General features: G+C 72.0%; 20 protein-coding genes. 8 read left to right on the plus strand and 12 right to left on the minus strand.

The genetic code is table 11. The features are described 5' to 3' along the window. Positions 1-3 precede the first annotated feature (3 nt). Positions 4-453 carry a class F sortase gene (locus ACO06A_RS13290; protein ID WP_421732707.1) on the minus strand — a complete coding sequence of 150 codons (450 nt, stop codon included), beginning with the start codon at positions 451-453 and terminating at the stop codon, positions 4-6. On the opposite strand from ACO06A_RS13290, the gene ACO06A_RS13295 reads away from it, so the two are divergent. Next, the gene (locus ACO06A_RS13295; protein ID WP_421732708.1) at positions 452-658 is read left to right on the plus strand and encodes a hypothetical protein; all 207 of its coding nucleotides are present in this window, start codon (positions 452-454) and stop codon (positions 656-658) included. The two genes, ACO06A_RS13290 and ACO06A_RS13295, sit on opposite strands and share 2 nt — an antisense overlap. Here ACO06A_RS13295 and ACO06A_RS13300 read toward each other — a convergent pair. From ACO06A_RS13300 to ACO06A_RS13335, 8 genes are all read right to left on the minus strand, one after another. Then, complete coding sequence (locus ACO06A_RS13300) at positions 633-1,562, minus strand: ice-binding family protein (RefSeq protein ID WP_421732709.1); 930 nt, start codon at positions 1,560-1,562, stop codon at positions 633-635. The genes ACO06A_RS13295 and ACO06A_RS13300 overlap by 26 nt on opposite strands. Before the next feature lie 352 nt (positions 1,563-1,914). Further along, a complete protein-coding gene (locus ACO06A_RS13305) occupies positions 1,915-2,220 on the minus strand; it encodes a hypothetical protein (protein ID WP_421732711.1) in 306 nt (101 codons plus the stop codon). 156 nt (positions 2,221-2,376) lie between these two features. Further along, positions 2,377-2,943: a GNAT family N-acetyltransferase gene (locus tag ACO06A_RS13310; RefSeq protein WP_421732713.1), complete on the minus strand. Its 567-nt coding sequence runs from the start codon at positions 2,941-2,943 to the stop codon at positions 2,377-2,379. A 40-nt stretch (positions 2,944-2,983) separates the two neighbouring features. After that, a complete protein-coding gene (locus ACO06A_RS13315; protein ID WP_421732715.1) occupies positions 2,984-3,682 on the minus strand; it encodes a methionine ABC transporter permease in 699 nt (232 codons plus the stop codon). Next, a complete protein-coding gene (locus ACO06A_RS13320) occupies positions 3,679-4,698 on the minus strand; it encodes a methionine ABC transporter ATP-binding protein (protein ID WP_421732716.1) in 1,020 nt (339 codons plus the stop codon). Before ACO06A_RS13320 ends, ACO06A_RS13315 begins: the two co-directional genes overlap by 4 nt. Before the next feature lie 71 nt (positions 4,699-4,769). After that, entirely contained in the window at positions 4,770-5,726 is a 957-nt protein-coding gene (locus tag ACO06A_RS13325) for a MetQ/NlpA family ABC transporter substrate-binding protein (RefSeq protein WP_421732718.1), read from the minus strand. A 448-nt stretch (positions 5,727-6,174) separates the two neighbouring features. Beyond that, positions 6,175-6,372: a helix-turn-helix domain-containing protein gene (locus ACO06A_RS13330; RefSeq protein WP_175346477.1), complete on the minus strand. Its 198-nt coding sequence runs from the start codon at positions 6,370-6,372 to the stop codon at positions 6,175-6,177. A 184-nt stretch (positions 6,373-6,556) separates the two neighbouring features. Further along, positions 6,557-7,831: a DUF2254 domain-containing protein gene (locus ACO06A_RS13335; protein ID WP_421732719.1), complete on the minus strand. Its 1,275-nt coding sequence runs from the start codon at positions 7,829-7,831 to the stop codon at positions 6,557-6,559. A 164-nt stretch (positions 7,832-7,995) separates the two neighbouring features. Here ACO06A_RS13335 and ACO06A_RS13340 point away from each other — a divergent pair, with 164 nt between their 5' ends. Continuing rightward, positions 7,996-8,973 (plus strand): aldo/keto reductase, encoded by a 978-nt coding sequence (locus ACO06A_RS13340; RefSeq protein WP_421732720.1) that lies wholly within the window; start codon positions 7,996-7,998, stop codon positions 8,971-8,973. A 37-nt stretch (positions 8,974-9,010) separates the two neighbouring features. Here the strand turns inward: ACO06A_RS13340 and ACO06A_RS13345 are convergent, their stop codons facing one another. Further along, positions 9,011-10,522, minus strand: coding sequence for a PQQ-binding-like beta-propeller repeat protein (locus ACO06A_RS13345; RefSeq protein ID WP_421732721.1), 1,512 nt, complete (start codon positions 10,520-10,522; stop codon positions 9,011-9,013). Between the two features lie 207 nt (positions 10,523-10,729). Between ACO06A_RS13345 and ACO06A_RS13350 the strand changes: the two genes are divergently transcribed. The 3 genes from ACO06A_RS13350 (at position 10,730) to ACO06A_RS13360 (ending at position 13,161) form a co-directional block, all read left to right on the plus strand. Continuing rightward, complete coding sequence (locus ACO06A_RS13350; protein ID WP_421732722.1) at positions 10,730-11,578, plus strand: SDR family oxidoreductase; 849 nt, start codon at positions 10,730-10,732, stop codon at positions 11,576-11,578. A gap of 71 nt (positions 11,579-11,649) precedes the next feature. Beyond that, complete coding sequence (locus ACO06A_RS13355) at positions 11,650-12,531, plus strand: aldo/keto reductase (protein WP_421732723.1); 882 nt, start codon at positions 11,650-11,652, stop codon at positions 12,529-12,531. Between the two features lie 96 nt (positions 12,532-12,627). Next, positions 12,628-13,161, plus strand: a complete 534-nt coding sequence (locus ACO06A_RS13360; RefSeq protein ID WP_421732724.1) for a hypothetical protein — start codon at positions 12,628-12,630, stop codon at positions 13,159-13,161. Positions 13,162-13,233: 72 nt separating this feature from the next. Here the strand turns inward: ACO06A_RS13360 and ACO06A_RS13365 are convergent, their stop codons facing one another. Beyond that, positions 13,234-13,908 carry a hypothetical protein gene (locus ACO06A_RS13365; protein WP_421732725.1) on the minus strand — a complete coding sequence of 225 codons (675 nt, stop codon included), beginning with the start codon at positions 13,906-13,908 and terminating at the stop codon, positions 13,234-13,236. Between the two features lie 158 nt (positions 13,909-14,066). Here ACO06A_RS13365 and ACO06A_RS13370 point away from each other — a divergent pair, with 158 nt between their 5' ends. The 3 genes from ACO06A_RS13370 to ACO06A_RS13380 all read left to right on the plus strand — a co-directional run bounded on the left by ACO06A_RS13370 (position 14,067) and on the right by ACO06A_RS13380 (position 18,565). Next, on the plus strand, positions 14,067-15,290 hold the full coding sequence (locus tag ACO06A_RS13370; protein ID WP_421732726.1) for a HupE/UreJ family protein: 1,224 nt from the start codon (positions 14,067-14,069) through the stop codon (positions 15,288-15,290). Between the two features lie 124 nt (positions 15,291-15,414). After that, positions 15,415-17,406, plus strand: a complete 1,992-nt coding sequence (locus ACO06A_RS13375; protein ID WP_421732727.1) for a fibronectin type III domain-containing protein — start codon at positions 15,415-15,417, stop codon at positions 17,404-17,406. Positions 17,407-17,500: 94 nt separating this feature from the next. Then, a complete protein-coding gene (locus tag ACO06A_RS13380) occupies positions 17,501-18,565 on the plus strand; it encodes a DUF916 domain-containing protein (RefSeq protein ID WP_421732728.1) in 1,065 nt (354 codons plus the stop codon). A gap of 75 nt (positions 18,566-18,640) precedes the next feature. Here ACO06A_RS13380 and ACO06A_RS13385 read toward each other — a convergent pair whose 3' ends face one another. Next, entirely contained in the window at positions 18,641-18,976 is a 336-nt protein-coding gene (locus ACO06A_RS13385; protein WP_421732729.1) for a hypothetical protein, read from the minus strand. Positions 18,977-19,183: the final 207 nt, after the last annotated feature.

Genomic DNA, 19,183 nt, shown 5'->3' on the forward strand with positions numbered 1-19,183 from the left:
GGCTCAGGGCACGAGCTCCGCGAACGCGACCACGTTGTCCTCGTAGTGCCCCGTGCTCCGGTTGAACTCGCCGCCGCAGGAGATCAGCCGCAGGCCCGCGTGGTCGATGTCCCCGTAGACCAGCGCGGTCGGGAACGCGTCCTTCGGGTACCGGGTGACCTCGGTGGTGCGGAACACCGCGACCGAGCCGTCCGCGCGGCTGACCGAGATCTCGTCGCCCACCGCGAGCTCGGCGAGCCGAAAGAAGACCCCAGGGCCGGTGACCCAGTCGATGTGGCCGACGATGACCGCCGGGCCCAGCTCGCCGGGGGTCGGCGCGCCGGAGAACCAGCCCGCCGGGAACGCGTCCGGGGGCACCTCCAGGGTGCCGTCGGCCTGGAGCCCGAGCTCCATGAGCTCGGAGTCCACGGCGATGGCCGGCACCTGGACGCGGACCGGGACGGAGGCGGCCATGACCGTGGGGAGCGCGGGGTCGGGCACCGCGACCGGCGGGGGCGTCGTGCGCACGTGGACCGAGGCCGAGGCGGAGGTCGTGGGCATCCCCGGGGCGGTCGGCGCCGTGGCCGTGTCCGCGGGCGCACAGGAGGTGAGTGCGAGGGCGACGAGGACGGCGACCGGGCCGGCGGCGAACCTCATCCGCGCGCGCGGCGCGGCCTGACCGCGAGCAGGACGACGGCGCCGACACCCAGGAGGGTGAGCGCGACGAGTGCCGGCCGATGCTCGGGTGCGGCGGGGAGGCTGCTGCCGTCGCCGGTCGCGACACCGCCGCGGGGGGTCACCGGCACCTGAGGTCCGGCCGCGGGCGCGGGGGTCACGGCAGCGGCTCCCGCGGCGGGAGCGCATGCCGGCAGCGTGACGGTGTTGGTGATCATCGTGACCGCGCCGGTCCGCGCCAGTGCCCGACCGTCCAGCGCGGCGCCCGCCTCGAACGTGATCGAGGTCATGGCGAGGATCGTGCCGGCGAACCGGCTGCCCGCCAGGATGGTCGCCGAGCTGGGCACGCGCCAGTACACGTTGCAGGCGGTGGCACCGTCGACGAACGTGACCGAGCCGGCGGCGCCGACGAGCAGCGTCGACAGCGACTGGAACACGAACACGGCGTTCGGGTCACCGTTGCCATCGAGGGTCAGGTTCCCGTTCAGCTCGATGACGCCGCCGGTGTCGTAGACGCCGGGCTCCAGGGTCAGGCCCGCCAGCTCGACGCCGCCGAGGGGGTCGGGCGACTGGGAGGACGCGGCGTCGTACGCGGTGACGAGGTCCGTCTTGGCCTGCTGCGTCACCGCGTCCCCGCCGTGGTCGACGCCGCTCGCCTGGGTGATCGTCCCCGGCCCGGTGATGCCCGTGGTGGGGAAGCTCCCGATGTCGCCGCCGAGGGTCGTGGCGCCCGTGTTGGTGACCCCCGCCCCGGCGAGCACCACGAACGTCGAGCCCGCGCCCAGCGGCACCGGGGTGCCGAGGGCGGCCTGCGCGGCGGACGGGACGGTCGCGAGGGCTGCGGCGACGACGACGGCGGCGAGGACCGAGAAGGTCCGGGTGCGGGGGCGGCTGGTCTGGGTGCGCACGATCTGTCCTCCGGATGAGGGGATGCGGCGACGGCGACGTCGGGCATCGGGCGGAGGCGCCAGGGTCCTGGCTCCACCAGCGTCAGCACGGCCGCGGAGGGCGGCGGGGCTGCCGGAGGCAGTCGATCGGGTCGGTGGCGGGGCGATCGCGCGCAGTACTGGAAATGCGTTCACGAGGAATTTCTGTGGCCCGCCCCTGTGGCAAGGATATGCCTGTTCCACTCGAAAGGTGACATGGGGTCAAATGCCTCACGGGGGCGTATTTCCCCGACATTCTTTGTCATTTCCGACGCTTCCCGACGATCTCGGCACAGGAAGGACGGTGCCCGGCCGGCGGAGCCGCCCGCACGCGCTACGACACGGCGGGAGCGCGGTCGCGATCCGCGGGAACCCGCGAGCGCCGGACGAGCACGATCGTGCTGAGGGCGAGCGGCGCGTTCACCAGGCCTGGTGCACCGACCCAGAACGAGCCAGTGAGCACCGCGTAGACCGCCCACAGCGCGGCATTGGCGAGCAGCAGCACCTGGGTGGGGATCGACACGCCACCGAGGCCGCTGCCGTCGTGGCGCAGCCGCCACACGCGCACGGCCTGGGGCCACCAGAGGACGAGCGAGAGGACGGACGCGACGAACCCGACCAGCTCGACATGCAGGTCCACGCGCCCCCCTCTCCGCGGTTCGGTACCTCCGGAGGTCCACGGTGCTGCGCGGGCGGCGTGCTCGGCCTCGGGGGCACCCCCCAGTCCGCTTCTCCGGAAGGGGTGCGTAGACCCGGGGGGGATCCGCACGCGAGCAGTCGGGGTGCGAGACCGGGGTCACACCCGAGCGAGCCACTCGTCGGCCAGCAGCGCGTACGCGTAGCCGTCCAGCCAGCCCCGGGTGCGGTGCAGCGAGTCCCGGACGCTGTGCTCCTCGCGCCGCATCCCGAGCCGCTCCATCAGGCGCCAGGACGGTTCGTTCTCCACGAAGCAGTACGCCCGCACGCGGCGCAGACCGAGGTCCTCGAAGCAGATCCGGAGCAGCCCGGCGACCGCCTCCGTCGCGTAGCCGTGCCCGCCGCACTCCGGGTCGAGCACCCAGCCCAGGGTCGCCTGCTGCGGGCACGGGGCGTCGCCCTGCGCCCAGGAGTCCTCGATCTTCAGCATCAGGTCGCCGATGACCCGCCCGTCGAGCTCGATCACCAGGGTGACGGCGAGGCGTTCGGGATCGCGCAGCCGGGCGACGTAGGAGTCGCGGTCGCCGACGCTGTGGCTCAGCCACTCGTCGACGCCCGGTACACGGCGCACCTGCCAGATGGCGTCGGCGTCGGCGGGCGCCGCCGGGCGCAGGGAGAGGCGCGCGGTGCGTACGGGCCAGGGGACGGCGCTGAGGTCCTGCGGCATGCCGTCATTCTGGCCCGGGGCACCGACACGCCCCGGGAGGTCAGCGGCGCAGCACCCGGCGCGACAGGCGGTTGCCGATCGCCTGCGCCACCTGGACCAGCAGGATGATCACCAGCACGGTGATCCAGACGACGGCGAAGTTCCATCGCTTGTACCCGTAGTCGAGCGCGAAGGCACCGAGGCCGCCGCCGTCCAGCGTGCCGGCCAGCGCGGACATGTCGACGATGGCGACGAAGACGAAGGTGAACCCGAGGATCAGCGGCCCGAGGGCCTCCGGGACCACCAGGGTGGTGACGATGCGCCACCGGCTGGCCCCCGTCGCGCGCGCCGCCTCGATGACCCCGGGGTCGATGGCGACGAGGTTCTGCTCGACGATCCGCGACACCCCGAACGTCGCCGCGAACGACAGCGGCACGATCATCGCGGTGCTGCCCAGCCGGGTGCCGATCAGGCCGACGGTCACCGGGGCGATGACCATGAGCAGGATGAGGAACGGGATCGGCCGGAAGACGTTGACCAGCAGGTTGGCCACGCCGAACACCCCGCGGTTGGCCAGCAGACCGCCGCGCCGGGTCGTGTACAGGGCGAGGCCCAGGGCGAGGCCGAGCACGCCGCCGATGAGCAGCGTCGCGGAGACCATGTAGAGGGTCTCGCCGAGGGCCTGGATGAGCTTGGGCCCGTGGAACGACCAGTCGAACTCGCTGGCGTTCGGGAGCAGGGCGGGCACCGCGGCGGTCATCGTGCCTCCTCGATCGTGGTGACCTCGCGCAGGCGTCCGACGACCGTCTCGACGGCCTCGTCGGACCCGTCGAGCGCCAGGGTGAGCGAGCCGAACGACTGGTCCTGCAGGGTGCCGATGCCGCCGTAGACGATCTCGAACGTGACGCCGAGGGCCCCGGCGGACGCGAGGATCGCGCCGAGCCGGCTGCCGTCCGCGATCGTCGCGGTGACGATGCGCCCCTCGTGCGTCTGGCGCAGCCGCTCCAGGTTGGCGCCGCGCGGCCGGTCGTGCACCACGGTCGACACGAACCGCCGCGTGACCTCGGCCTGCGGGTTGGTGAAGATGTCGAACACCGAGCCGTGCTCCGCCACGCGGCCGTTCTCCAGGACGGCGACGCGGTCGGCGATGGCGCGGACCACCTCGAGCTCGTGCGTGATCACCACGATCGTCACGCCCAGCTCGGTGTTGACCTTGCGCAGCAGGCGCAGCACGTCCTGGGTGGTCTGCGGGTCCAGCGCGCTGGTGGACTCGTCGGCGAGCAGGATCTTGGGCGACGCCGCCAGCGCCCGGGCGATGCCGACGCGCTGCTTCTGACCACCCGAGAGCTGGTCGGGGTAGGAGTGCGCGCGGTCCAGCAGGCCGACGAAGTCGAGCAGCTCCGCGATCCGGCGGTCGCGGTCCGCCTTGGGCCAGCCGGCGACCTTCAGCGGGAACGCCACGTTGCCGGCCACCGTGCGGGAGGAGAAGAGGTTGAACTGCTGGAAGATCATGCCGATGTCGCGGCGCTTGAGCTCGAGCTGGCGCTCGGTGAGGGTCGCGACGTCGGAGCCGTCCACGACCAGCTGCCCCGACGTGACGCGCTCCAGCCCGTTGATGAGCCGGACCAGCGTGCTCTTCCCCGCCCCGGAGTAGCCGATGACGCCGAAGACCTCGCCGGCCTCGATGGTCAGGTCGATGCCGTCGACCGCGCGGATGGGGCCCGACGGGGACGGGAAGACCTTGCTGACGTCACGGAACTCGATGATGGGGGACACGCGCAGCCTCTCGGGGCGGGGTGCGCCCGGGCAGGAGACGTCGGGGGACGCCCCTGCCCGGGAGCGGTGGGTCAGCCGGCGGCCTTGAGGTTCGCCTGGGTGTCCTTGAGGACCTGCTGCAGCTTCGCTGCGTCGTAGCCCTCCACGATGACAGCCGTGCCGCCCGACGACTCGACGACCGACTCGGTCACCGACGGGTCGTGGTAGAGCTCGACGATCCGCTGGTAGACCGGGTTGTCGACGTCCTCGGGGCGGGCCGCGATGACGTTGATGTACGGCTGCGCGCCGGCCGAGCTCGGGTCGTCCGCGTACACGTAGCCGTCGAGGTCGAACCCGGCGTCCGAGGCGAAGTTGTTGTTCACGATCACGCCGGCGATGTCGGGGTCACCGATCAGGCCCGCGGTCTGCGACGCCTCGACGGGGCGCACGACGACGGTGGACGCCGCCGTGTCGACGTCGTCGGGCGTCGGCGACTTGGGGTCACCGGTGAAGGTGATCAGGCCGGCGCCCTCGAGCACGAACAGTGCGCGCGCCTGGTTGGTGGCGTCGTTGGGGATCGCCACCTGCTCGCCCTTGGTGAACTCGTCGACGGTGGTGTGCTTCTCCGAGTACAGGGGCAGCGGCACGATCAGGGTCGACCCGATGGGCTGGAGGTCGTCGCCGGTGTTGTTGTTGTGGTCGGCCAGATACAGGATGTGCTGGAACGCGTTGAGGTCGATGTCGCCGTCCGTCAGCGCCGGGTTGGGCTGCGTGTACTCGGAGAACCCGACGATCTCGAGGTCGATGTTCTCCTTGGCGGCGAGGTCCTTGAGGATCTCCCAGTGCGGCTGCGACACGTCGGTGGTGCCCAGCTTGACCACCGTCGGCGCGGTCGAGCCCTCCGCGGCAGGCTCGTCGGACGAGCCGCGGGTGGCGAAGTACACGATCGCGCCGACCACCACGAGGGCGACGACGACGATGCCGGCGATGAGGCCGTTGCGGCGGCCTCCTCCGCTCTTCGGCGGGAGGACGGGGACGGACTCGGACATGGGTTCTCCTCGGGACGGACCGTCACGGCGACGGCCGGTGGCTGTGTGCGGGGACGCGAAGCGCGGGTGAGCCCGCGGGTGGTCGCGCGGGCAGGGGAGCTCCACGGGTGCCCGGTGGGCACGCGGGGCTGTCAGCGGGTCAGAGCTGACAACAGGTCGGACAGGCACACCGGCGCGCCGCACACATGACGGCCGGCCCGGTGGGCTCGGCAGTCCGGGTGCGGGTCACGCGCGTGTCCATCGATCGACCTCTCGTCGTGCGTCGGCGGGGGAGCCGACGACCCCCCGTGCCTCGAACGGCCGGGGTGGGGGCGTCAGGACGCCCGGGAGGCAGTGAAACGGACGCACTCCGCGACTGTCAAATGTGTACCAGCGCGGGTGAGATTCAGGTCACACGGGTCCGCGCGACGGCGTCGCGTCGCGCGGGAAGGCGGCGTGCTCGGCGCGCTCAGATGCCGTGGGCGCGTGCCCAGGCCACGGCGTCGACGCGGGTGGACACGCCCATCTTGCGGTACGCGCTGCGCAGCTGGGACTTCACGGTGTTGCGGGTGACCCACAACCGGTCGGCGATGTCCTGGAGCGTGATGTCCTCACGCAGGTGCGCCAGGACCACCCGCTCGCGCTTGGTGAGGGCGCTGACGCCCATGGTCGGCGTCGGGACGCAGTACTGACTCGTCACGGTCTTCCTCCTGCGGCGGCGACGGAGTCCGCTGGGGGGAGCGGTCCGTCTGGCGTCGGTGAGTCTCGGCCCCCACTGGTCCTATCGGCATGGGACCCCCGCCGGGTGAGAAATACCGACGATCCGACCGCAGATCGTGTGACGGCCCCGGTCAGCGCCGCTCCCCGTGGCCGGCGGCGACACCCAGACCCTGCCGATCCGGTTCGAGCGAGGTGTCGACGTCGCGCGGTCGGAGCGACGACTCCTGGACGGCCTCGGTCAAGAGCTCGAGCTGGCGTTCCAGGGCAGGGAGCCGGTCCTCGGGTGCGACCGACGCGATGTCCTGCACGGCGGCGACGAGCCGTCGCGAGACCTGGGGCGAGGTCGCCCCGGCGATCCGGATCTCGTCGAACGCGAGGTGGACGTACGCGTCCCAGTCCATCGCCGGTTCCTGCAGGCGGACCTCGCCCGAGGCGTCGCGGTGGAGTCCGTCGGACAGCGGGCGCGTGGCCAGCTGGCGCAGGCAGTCGTGCAGGCGGTCGATGGCCTGGACCGCGGTGGTCGGGTCTTGCAGCGGGGAGTCCGACAGGGATCGTTGCGCGATGTCCACGAGCAGGCGCAGGCCGTAGGCGACGTCCTTGTCGAGCGTGCGCTCGAGCCCGAGCACGACGGCCTCGTTGACCTTGCCCTCGTCCAGCCCGACGGGATCGCCGTGCACCTCGAAGAGGGGCGCGCCGGCGGGGACGAACTCGCCGAGCGCCGGCAGCAGCTCCAGCACGCACCCGGTCCGCGCCGCCTCCCGCACCAGGTGCTCGTACCCGATCACGATGATCACCCCGGACTTGGGCGCCCGGATCAGCACGCGTCCGTCGTCGGGCAGGTCGCCCTTGTCGGGATACACCTCGTCGAGCAGCTTGCGGGTCTGCTTGCCGACGAGCTCGATCAGGCTGGAGACGCGCAGCGCCTGCCCGATGTGGTGCACGTAGATGATCAGGACGGCGATGCTCACGATCACCAGGACGAACGCCGTGAGCACGGCGGTCCCGGGCACGTCGCCGGTGCCGTCACCGTTCGACGTCACCTCGTTGAGCGTGACGATGGCGAACGCGAAGGTGGCGACGAACAACCCGATGGCGCTCTGGCTCGGCTTGTCGCGCAGCAGCCGCTGCACGATCCGCGGGGAGAACTGACCCATCGCCAGCTGGACCACGACCATCGTGATCGTCAGGACCAGCGCCGCCATGCTCACCATCGAGGCGGCCACCGTGGACAGGATCGTGATGGAGGCCTCGGGACCACCGACCACCGAGGCGGGGATCAGCGAGTAGTCGAAGCGTCGGTCGATCGCGACGGTGACCAGAGCCAGGACGACCCCGCCGAGCACGAAGAGGACAGGCACCACCCACAGGCTGTTGCGTACTGCCAGCCAGAGCTTGGAGAGCCTCACGTCGGCACCGCCCGTCGGAACGCGACGTGCTCCGTTGCACGCCGCCGTGAGGCCGAACCTAGGCGCACCGTGGTAGGTCGGCCAGGGGAGGGAACCGGGTCGCGTCGCTCCCGCGGTCGAGAGAGGGTGGGTGGCGGAGCAGCCGGACCTGACGAGGAGCGCGCATGGAGTACCGCCAGCTGGGCACGACCGGCCTGACCGTCTCGGAGATCGGGTACGGCGCGTGGGGCATCGGCGCCTCCGCGTGGATCGGTGCCCGCGAGGACGAGTCGGTGGCGGCGCTGCACCGGGCCATCGAGCTGGGGGTCAACCTCATCGACACCGCGCGCGGCTACGGCGAGAGCGAGCGGATCGTCGGTGGCGTGGTGCGGGACCACCCGGACGTGCTCGTCGCGACGAAGGTCCCCCCGAAGAACGGCATCTGGCCCGCTCCCGACGGCCTGCACCCGGACCAGACGTTCCCCGGCGACCACATCCGCGCCAGCCTCGAGACCAGCCTCGCCGCGTCCGGGCTGGAGGCGTTCGACCTCCTCCAGCTCCACGTGTGGAGCGACGACTGGGTGGGCAAGGGCGACTGGCTGGAGACCATCGCGGACCTGCGCCAGGAGGGCAAGATCCGGTTCTTCGGCGTCTCGGTCAACGACTACCAGCCGGAGAACGCGCTGGAGCTGGTGCGCAGCGGCGCGGTGGACACCGTGCAGGTGATCGCCAACGCGTGGCACCAGCAGCCCGAGGAGCACCTGCTGCCCGCGTGCGCCGAGCACGGCGTCGGGGTGATCGTGCGGGTCGCGCTGGACGAGGGTGGGCTGACTGGGCGCATCACGGCGGACTCGACGTTCCCGGAGGGCGATTTCCGCAACAGGTACTTCGGCGGTGACCGCGCGGCGCAGGTCGAGCAGCACGTCGAGGCGCTCGTCGCCGACCTGGGCGTCAGCACGGACGAGCTGCCCGACCTCGCCCTGCGCTACGTCCTGGACCAGCCGGCGGTGTCGACCGTGATCGCCGGCATGCGGACCGTGCGCAACGTCGAGCGCAACGCCGCCACGAGCGACGGCCGCCGGCTGACCGACGCCCAGCGCGAGGTCATCCGGCGTCACCGGTGGGAGCGGAACTTCTACCAGGCCCAGGCCCCGGGCGCGTAGCGCGCGCTCGCAGGCCGCCTTCGCGCCGGACCGGGCCTCACCGGAGCAGGACGTAGGAGAAGTCGACGCCGTCGGTCGTGGTGTCGATCCCGACGAGCCGGCCGTTGATGGGCGAGACGTCGCCGACCCCGGCGGGATAAGGCGCCCGGAACACCTCCGTCCCGCCGGCCGGGTCGTAGGCGACCAGGGCCGGCTGGCCGTCGGAGACCATCGGCTCCAGGGTGACGAGCAGGTGCCGTCCGTCGGTCGAGAGCGTGCTCGGCATCAGCTCGTCCTCGGCGGTCGTGGCCCACAGCCTCCTGCCGCTGACCCCGTCGAACGCGGCGACGAACCCGGCGGCCAGCACGAAGACGCGACCGCGCATGATCACGACGCCGGTTGCGCTGATCACGGTCTCGTTCGACCAGCGTCGCTCGCCCGTGCTCCTGTCCCACGCGTGCAGCTCGCGGTCGTAGGTCAGCAGCAGGTCGGGCACGGAGCCGTCGTCGACGACCGCGTCGACCAGCGTGCCGTCGACGGTGACGTCGTGCGCGGGCTCGGCGTCCTCGGCGAGCAGGGTCGTGCGCTGCCGGCCGTCGACCACGGACGGCAGCGACACTCTGCCGCGCTGGTCGGTGACGAACCCGAAACGGTCACCGATCGTGCCGGGCAGCTCGCGCACCACCGTGCCGTCTCCGGCGATCAGCGTCAGCGGCTGGTCGGGCGGAGCGAAGCCGAGCACGGTGCCCACCCGGAGCAGGGCGACGCCCGAGAACGTGTCGGCGGTGCTCCCGTCGGGCGTCGGGCTCGAGCGCGACCAGCGCGCGTCGCCGGTGACGAGGTCGTAGAGGGTCAACGTCGTGCCGGTCGTCGCGGTGGACGCGATCGCGACGGCGTCGTCGAGCACCGCGAACTCGGTCTGTGCGTCGCCGACGTGCACCGGCCAGGTCGCGGCGATCGTGCCGTCTGCCGCGGACAGGACCCTCACCTGCGTGGTCGTCGCCGGCACGCGCACGAGGCCGTCGTTGACGGGGTCGAGGACGTAGCCGCCGTCCGAGACGAGGCAGACGACGTCGACGGCGGTGCTCGGGTCCGTGCCGTCGGCGTTGTCGGGCAGGCAGTAGCTCCCGGCGACGACGTCGTCGGCGTCGTACTGGGCGAGCACGGGGGAAGGCCCTGTCAGCTGGGTGGTCCAGCCGGAGCCCTCGTCGGCGGTGGGTGCCCACGTGAACGACTGCGACCCGTCCGCGGCACGCTCGAGGGACCCCCCGCGGAAGCCGAACAGCCCCGAGGCGTCGGCAGCGGGCACCCGGCGCTCGACGTCGAGGTGCTCGTCGACCGGGGCGAGCACCCCGGGCACCGTGGCCAGGGCGGCGATCGCGGCGCGCTCGCGGGCGGAGATGAACCCCTGCACGCCGGCCAGGGTGACGACGACGACCAGCGCGGCGGCGATCAGTGCGGTGCGCCGGCCCCGCCGCACCTGCGCGGCACCGGGATCGACGTCGGCATACGCGTCGACGCCGCCCTCGTCGAGGAGCTCCACGTCCTGGAGCTCGCCACGTCGCGCCATGTCCGGACCCTACCGAGGGGTCTGGAAGTCATGTGCAGGGTCGGCGGGCTGAGATCTCCGAGAGGCTCCCCAGCTCGCGAGCATGCGGAGGCTGTCCTCGTCGGCCGAGCCCGCCGGGGTGGTGAACGTGGCTTCGGTCCTCCCTTCGCGGGTTGCATGGGCTCGTGCCGCACCGAGCGGCGCACCGAGACGGATCGAGGCACGAGCATGACCGAGCAGCAGCAGGTGTGGATGGTGACCGGTGCGGGCCGTGGGATGGGCGTGCAGATCGCCCAGGCAGCATTGAGCGCGGGGCACGCGGTGGTGGCCACGGGTCGCGACCCGCAGCGCGTCCAGGACGCGATCGGCACGCACCGGAACCTGCTGACCGTCGCGCTGGACGTCACCGACCCCGCCACGGCGGAGGCGGCCGCAGCGGCAGCGGTCGACCGGTTCGGTCGCATCGACGTGCTGGTCAACAACGCCGGCAACTTCTACGCCGGGTACTTCGAGGAGATCAGCCCGGAGCAGTTCCGAGCGCAGATGGAGACCAACTTCTTCGGCCCCCTGAACGTGACCCGCGCGGTCCTCCCGGTCATGCGGCGGCAGCGCAGCGGCCACGTCGTCACGATCACCTCGGCCGCCGGGATCATCGGGCAGGAGTTCTGCGCCGCCTACGCGGCCTCGAAGTTCGCCCTCGAAGGCTGGATGGAGTCGCTGAGGTACGACGTCGAGCCCTACGGCATCAGCACGACGATCGTCGAGCCCGGCTTCTTCCGGACCGAGCTCCTGGTCGAGGGCGCGTCGTCCATCTGCCCCGAGCTGTCCATCGACGACTACGCCGAGCGCACCACGCAGACCATCGCGGCGTGGAAGGGGATGAACGGTCAGCAGGGCGGCGACCCCGCCAAGCTCGGCGCGGCCCTCGTCACGCTCGCCGCCCTCGAGACCCCGCCGCTGCGGTTCGTCGCCGGGGCCGACGTCCTCGCCGGCGTCGAGCAGAAGGCGCACCTGCTCCTCGAGCAGGTCGACGCCCACCGCGAGCTGTCCTCCGCGATGTCGCTCGACGAGAGCTGAGCCTGTTCCCGGCCTGGGGGGCACTGACAGTGACTCTCACCCGCGCACCGCTCGTGCCTCACGTGGACGACATGACAGACACCACGATCACCCTCAACAACGGGGTCCAGCTCCCCGCGGTCGGTCTGGGCGTGTTCCAGACCCCGCCCGCCGAGACCGCGACCGCCGTCCGGGACGCCCTGAGCCTGGGCTACCGGCACGTCGACACCGCTGCCGCCTACGGCAACGAGCGGGAGGTCGGCGACGCCGTCCGGGCCTCCGGGCTCGCGCGGGACGACGTCGTCATCGAGACCAAGCTGTGGATCAGCGACTACGGGTACGACGCGGCGCTGCACGGGTTCGCCAAGAGCGCCGCGAAGCTGGGCGTCGACCAGATCGACCTGCTGCTCCTGCACCAGCCGCTGCCCAGCCGCTTCGACCTGACCCTCGACGCCTACCGGGCGCTGGAACAGCTGCTCGCCGACGGCCGGGTCCGCGCGATCGGCGTCAGCAACTTCATGCCCGAGCACCTCTCGCGCCTGCTGGCGGAGACCACCGTGGTCCCCGCGGTGAACCAGATCGAGCTGCACCCCTACTTCCAGCAGAAGGCGCTCCAGGCGCTGCACGCCGAGCACGGCATCCTCACCCAGGCGTGGTCCCCGATCGGAGGGATCACGTCCTACCGGGAGTCCGCGAGGCGCAGCTTCGACGACCCGACGCTGATCGAGATCGGCGAGCGGCACGGGAGGACGCCGGCCCAGGTCATGATCGGCTGGCACGTCCAGGCAGGCCGCTCCGCGATCCCGAAGTCCACCAGGAAGGCCCGCATCGCGGAGAACATCGACGTGCTCGACCTCCAGCTGACCGCCGAGGAGATCGCCGCCATCGACGCCCTCGACACCGGCGTCCGCGGAGGCCCGGAGCCCGACAGCATCACCCTGGAGAACTACGGCCGGCCCATCCCGGAAGCCTGACCGCCGGGTGCCGCGCGAGGTCGTCGATGATCCGGCGGGGAACCGCCTGAGCGATGCCCGCTCGTGAGGCACACTCGCTGGCGTGGATGAAGGTCGATGAGCGAGGGACGCCGCAACCGTCGTGCGCCGCGCCGCTTCCGTATGCCGATCGACGCCCCGGCGACACCTGCGGGAGGTACTCCGACGGCGGCGGTCAGCCGAGGGCGCAGGGCGTGGCGGTCGCAGCGCGGAGCGGGTGTCACGTGCTTCGTGCTCGCCGCGCTCTTCGCCGTCCTCGCCGCCGCAGCCGCCGCGGACGGGTCACGCATCGGTGCCGCGAGCCCGACGGCCCAGGCGACCGTCGTCGACGTGATTCAGATGTATCGACGCAGTGAGGTCGCGCTCGAGTTCACGACGCCGGACGGTCGGGACGTGCAGGCCCGGACGGACGAGTACCGCGGGATGCCCGAGGTCGGTGATGTCCTCACCGTCCAGTACGACCCGGCCGACCCGGAAGCCTTCGTCCGTGAGCTCGGAGACGACACCAACCGCATGTACGTCGTCCTGTTCGCCGCCCTCACGGTCGCGCTCGTCGTCGGCGGCGTGCTGGGCCTGCGGGGCCGCCTCCCACGCTGGGCGCTGAACCGGTAGCCGGCTCCTGTGTCCCGACGCTCCGCTCGCACCAGGGCGGCCGCGGCCGGGAGCGCCTCCGGCCCGTCGTGCCTAGTCGATCCAGACCACGATCCCGGTCACGTCCGAGAGGACGGCTGCGACGCCCGCGCGGACCGCCGTCGCGCAGCGCTCGGGCGTGAACGAGTCCGGGTCGTACGTCGAGGACGCACCGAGGCCCTCCCCGCGGAACGCGGCGCCTGACCAGTCGACCGCCGTCACGTTGTGGGTCGGCTCGGCCAGCTCCGCGCCGACGACGAGGAACGGTTGGTCCAGGTGGCTCGCGCTCACGATGGCGAGCGGGTCGACGAGGTCGTTCCCGGCGCTGACGACGAGGTCCGCGTTCAGGTCGATGGCCTCGATGATGCTCGGCACGAGGTCGTGCGCGTCGGCGGCGGTCACGGTGCGCAGGTCGACGTCCTCGTCGTCCGCCCACCGCGTGACGGCGTCGACCAGCGCCGTGGTCGGCTCGTCGTCGCCGGCGGTGAGGAGCACCACGCGATAGCCCGGCGGCGGGCCGACCCCGTCCCACGAACCCGGCCGTGGGTTGAGGGTGGCCTCCGGCGAGGGCGGCCCTGACGGCTCGACGAAGCCTGCCCCGAGCGCACCCACGGCCGTCGGCTCCGGCCGAGGTCGGGACCAGTCGCCGCCGGTCGAGCACCCGGCCAGCACCCCGGCGACGAGGGCGGCCGTGGCGAGCGTGCGGGCCGGTCGACGCAGAGTGAGCACGGAGTCGGTCCTTCGGTGGCTGGGGTGTGCGCGTACTTCCTACCCCAGGTCGCAGGCTCGGAGCCCGTTCTCGTGCGGCGTTCCCCGGGCGTTCCCGGAGGGTCCGCCTGGCGTTCATCCGCACGGTGGAGGTTGCGCTGGCCGACCGAAGGAGACCCATGCCGCACGGTGCCCGCCGCACCCTTCTTGCTCTGCTCGCCTGCCTCGCGACGACGACCGTCGCGACCTCCGTCGGCACCAGCGAGGCGTCTGCGCACGGCTTCAGCTCGACGGTGTACGTGGACGTCACGACGGGCCAGCCTGGGCACGTGCGGACCGAGGTCGCGCTGGAGTACGACCTGCTGGTCGTCTCGGCTGCCGACGCGATGGGCGACGACCCGCTCTTCCAGGACGGCACCGCCGCGTTCGAGGACGGCGACCCCGCCGGCCAGGCAGCGGCGCTCGAGTCCCACGCGGCCTCGGTGCTCGCGTACGTCACCGAGCACCTCACCGTGGCGTCCGCCGGGCAGGACTGCAGCCCGTCGCAGGTGGAGGACGTGGCGATCACCGCGCGCGACGGCGTCCCGTACGCCGTCCTGCTGCTCGACCACGCGTGTGCGCAGTCCGACGGCGCGCACGAGGTGACCAGCACGCTCTTCGCTGACTCCGAGGGCTACGTCAGCGGGGCGAAGACGATCGTGACCTACGAGGTGGACGGCCAGGAGGGCAGCGCGGCACTGGACGGCGAGCACCCCTCGTTCTCCACCGCCCAGTCCTGGACGCAGAGGTTCGCGGAGTTCTTCCTCCTGGGCGCCGAGCACCTGCTGTTCGGGCTCGACCACGTCCTGTTCCTGCTCGCCCTGATCGCCGGGTCGCGTCGCCTGCGCGAGATCGTGCTCGCCGCCACCGCGTTCACCGTGGCGCACTCGCTCACGTTCATCCTCGCGGCCACCGGGGTGGTCGCCGTGCCGACGCCGGTGGTCGAGCCGGTCATCGCGTTGTCCATCGCCGTCGTCGCCGGGTGGTACCTCTGGCGCGTCTGGCGGCGCGGAGAGGACGCGACCGCCCTCGACGTGCCCGACGGCGGCGGCCACCTCAGCCTCGACGGTGCCGGGTGGCTGCGGCTTGCCGTCGTGTTCTGCTTCGGGCTCGTGCACGGGCTCGGCTTCGCGGGCGCTCTCGGCATCGATGAGCCCTGGTCCTGGACGCTGCTGTGGTCGCTGCTGGTCTTCAACGTCGGCATCGAGGTGGTCCAGCTGACGATCATCGCGATCGTCTTCCCGGTCCTGACGCTGCTCCGCCGCCACTCGCCGCAGCTCGGGCTCTGGGTCACGGGGGCGATCGCGTCGGCGGTGGCGGCCATGGGGGTCCTGTGGTTCATGGAGCGCGTGGTGGGTGCCTGAGGCGCCCACCTGTTCCGTCCTGTGCCGTCCGCCCGCTCGCTCCCGTTCAGGTGCGGTTCACCTCGAGCCAGGACGGTGAACCCGCCCCAACCGGCACACACCACCCGAAGAGAATGGACGACGCATGTCCTCCACCAGCGCGACGTCTCGGGGCGGGCTCCTCCGCCGCCCTGTGGCCGTGCGGCTCACCGCCCTCACCCTCGGTCTCACCGTCGCCGTCGGCGGCCTCGCCTGCGCCGCCCCGGCGATGGCGGCCGACCCCGTCAACCTCAGCGGCATCATCCTCGGCGTCGGAGCGCAGGAGTCGCAGCGCATCGTCACGTGGTACTCCTCGGCGGATACGGCGCAGACCGTGCAGGTCGCCCCGACCTCCGCTGTCGTGGCCGGGCAGTTCCCCGTCGACGTGGTCAGCTTCGCCGCCACCGGTGCCGCCAACATCGCCACCAGCGGTGGGTTCAACCGCCACGCGACGCTGACCGGTCTCCAGGAGAACACCAGCTACTCCTACCGCGTCGGGGAGGAGGGCAGCTGGTCCCCGACCTACTCCTTCGCGACCCAGAGCTTCGAGGGCGACTACGACTTCCTGTTCTTCGGCGACCCGCAGATCGGCGCCTCCGGCAACGTGGCGAAGGACCAGGCCGGCTGGCAGGACACCCTCGACGTGTCGCTCGCCGCGAACCCTCAGGCGGAGATCCTCGTCTCCGGCGGGGACCAGGTCGAGACGGCCAACACCGAGGCGCAGTGGACGGCGTTCCTGGCACCCGACAAGCTGCGCCAGTACCCCTGGGCCGCGACGATCGGCAACCACGACGTGGGCGGCAAGGCGTACGAGCAGCACCTGTACACGCCCAACACCGACCGGTCGGCGCCGCTGTACTCCAACGGCAACCCGGCCTCCAACACGTCGGGCGGCGACTACTGGTACGTCTACAAGGACGTGCTGTTCATCGACCTGAACAGCAACAGCTACGCCACCACGCAGGGCGGCGGCGGCGACGCGGCGCACCTGGCCTACGTCACCGACGTGATCGACCAGCACGGCGACGAGGCCAAGTACACGGTGCTCGTGTACCACCACGCCATCTACTCGCCGGCCGACCACGCGAAGGACGGCGACAACAAGGTCCGCCGCGTCGACTTCCCGACGACCTTCTCCAACCTCGGCGTCGACCTGGTGCTCCAGGGTCACGACCACAGCTACTCGCGCAGCTACCTCATCAAGAACAGCGCGAAGGCCGACCCGGCCGAGCAGCCCGGCGCGGCTGACGTCTACCCGGGTCCGGGCGGCGTGCTGTACGTGACCGCGAACTCCGCGTCCGGCTCGAAGTACTACGACCTCACGGCGCCGGACGCGAGCGGCACCAGTGGTGCCGGCAACGGTGCGGACCCGCTGAACCCGTCGAGCTACTGGTACAACTCGGTCCAGAACCAGGAGCACGTCCGTAGCTATGTGAAGGTCCAGGTCCGCAGCGACCAGCTGGTCGTCGAGAACGTCCGGAGCGGCACCTGCGCCGCGCCGAACGCGGCGGTCGAGCTGGGCAAGGTCTCCTGGTGCGGTCCGGACAGCGGCGCCACCGCGGCGCAGCCCGTCGGCTCGGTGGTCGACAAGGTGACCATCCACCCGTTCCACGGTGACGGCCAGGACATCCAGGTGACGGTGCCCGACGCCGCGCCCGGTGAGTTCGGGTGGACGATCGACGGGCAGAACGGCCTCGTCGACCTGGGCACGGCCGTCGACCACGGTGGCGACTACTTCGAGGCGACCGGCCAGATCAACCCGATCACGGTCTCGGACACCCGGCGGTCGCGTGCACCGTGGTCGATCTCGGCCTCGGTCGGTGACTTCGCCGACGGCGACAAGTCCTTCTCGGGTGCCTACCTCGGCTGGACCCCGAAGGTCGTCCAGCCCGGTGCCGGCGCCACGGCGGGTGCGCAGGTGGCCTCCGGATACGAGGGCGGCGAGGGTCTGTCGATCTCGCGCGGCCTCGGCTGGGCCGACCAGGGCCACGACAAGGGCACGGCCAAGCTCGGCGCCGACCTGGACCTCAAGGTCCCGGGCGACGTCGAGAAGGGCAGCTACCGGGCCACCCTCACCATCACGGCGCTGAGCAGCTGAGCCCAGCGTCATCCGGCCCGGTGGGGTGGGCGCCGCACGGCGCTCACCCCACCGGGTGCTCCCGTTCCCCCCGACCGACCACACGAGGATCTCGATGCCCAGCACGCGCCAGACGACCCACGCCGCCCGCGCGGTCCTCCTCGCGGTCCTTGTCGCCGTGGGAGTGCTCGCGGCACCGTCGCTCCCGGCATCCGCAGCCGACGACGACGTGACCTGGACCGTCCGGACCGCCTCGAACGACTTCGGCCGCGACCGCACCAGCTTCGCGTACGGCATCGACCCGGGCGCGGAGGTCGAGGACGCCCTGGTCGTGGCCAACCACGGCGCGACCGCGCTGGACCTCGCGGTGTACGCCGCGGACGGGTACACCACGGAGGCCGGCCAGCTCGACCTGCTGGTCCAGGGCGCCCCGTCCGTGGGCGTGGGTGCATGGGTGCACGGCGACGTCGACACCGTGCTGATCGAGCCGGGCGCCACCGCGGAGGTGCCCTTCACGGTCCGGGTGCCCGAGAACGCGACCCCCGGGGACTACGCCGGCGGGATCGTCACCTCGCTGACCCAGGCGGACGACGCCGAGGGCATCACCGTGGACCGGCGCCTCGGCATCCGGATCCAGCTCCGCGTCGGTGGCGAGCTGCGGCCCGCGGTGGCGATCGAGGACGTGCACCTGAGCTACGACGGCACGATCAACCCGTTCGCCCTCGGCGACGCCACGGTCACCTACACGGTCCACAACACCGGGAACACGCTCATCTCGGGGACGGCGGCGGTCACGGTCGCGGGACCCTTCGGCCTGCTCCGCACCGACGACGCCGAGGGCAAGGCCCCACCGCAGCTGCTGCCGGGCGAGAGCTGGACGACGTCTTCCCCGGTCGACGGCGTCGCGCCGCTGGTCCGGCTCTCCGCGACCGCCGGCTTCGTCCCGCTGGTCACCGACGCCTCCGGCTCGACGACGTCGCTCGAGGCCGTCGAGGTGACCGCTCACGCCTGGGCGATCCCGTGGGCGCTCCTGCTGCTGGTGGCGATGATCGTCGTGCTGGTCGTCCTCGGCACCCGTGCGGCTCGCCGTGACCGCGCCCGTCGTCAGGCTGCCGAGGACGTCCGCGTCGCCGCAGCCGTCGAGCAGGCGTTGCGAGAGCAAGAGTCCACGACGAGGTGACGCCGCGCAGCGCCCTGTGTCTGCCACCTGGATGACGAGCCGACGCGAGATCGGTGGGCGCGTCGCGAGCTGTCGTCAGGCCGAGCTCGGCCCCGAGGTCCACTCGGCGACCTGGGTCCCCAGCGCCGCGGCCATCGACTCCAGGTCGCGGCGGGCCTGGCGGTGCGAGGCCCAGACCCGTGCGGTGCCACGGATACCGAGGGGTTCGGACTCCGGGTCGGCGGTCAGCACCACCAGTGTCTCCCGAGCGCTGCGCGGCACGAGGTGCGCGGAGACCCGGTAGTCGATCCCGTGCCAGCTCCCGGTTCCGCGCGCGGCCTCCCCCGGGGACGTGGAGTCGAGGGTGACGTCGGCGTGCTCGAAGTGCCACACGGCGGGCGGCTGATCCGTCCCGCGGGCGACCGCCGTCAACGCCCTCCATGCGAGACGTGGGTCGGCGGGGATCTCGATGCTTGCGGCAGTCTGCTTCGGCACTCCCATGCGTCCATCATGCGACCACGCAACGCGGCCGCGGCCCTCGAGCGCGATCCCGCCCCTCTGACCTCGTCATCGCTGTCGCGTCCGTCCGGGGGACGGCCGGACGGTGAACGCCGGGCGCCGAGAGGGGGATCGCGGCCT

It is taken from the genome of Cellulomonas sp. (assembly GCF_965229465.1).
Classification (GTDB): Bacteria; Actinomycetota; Actinomycetes; order Actinomycetales; family Cellulomonadaceae; genus Cellulomonas.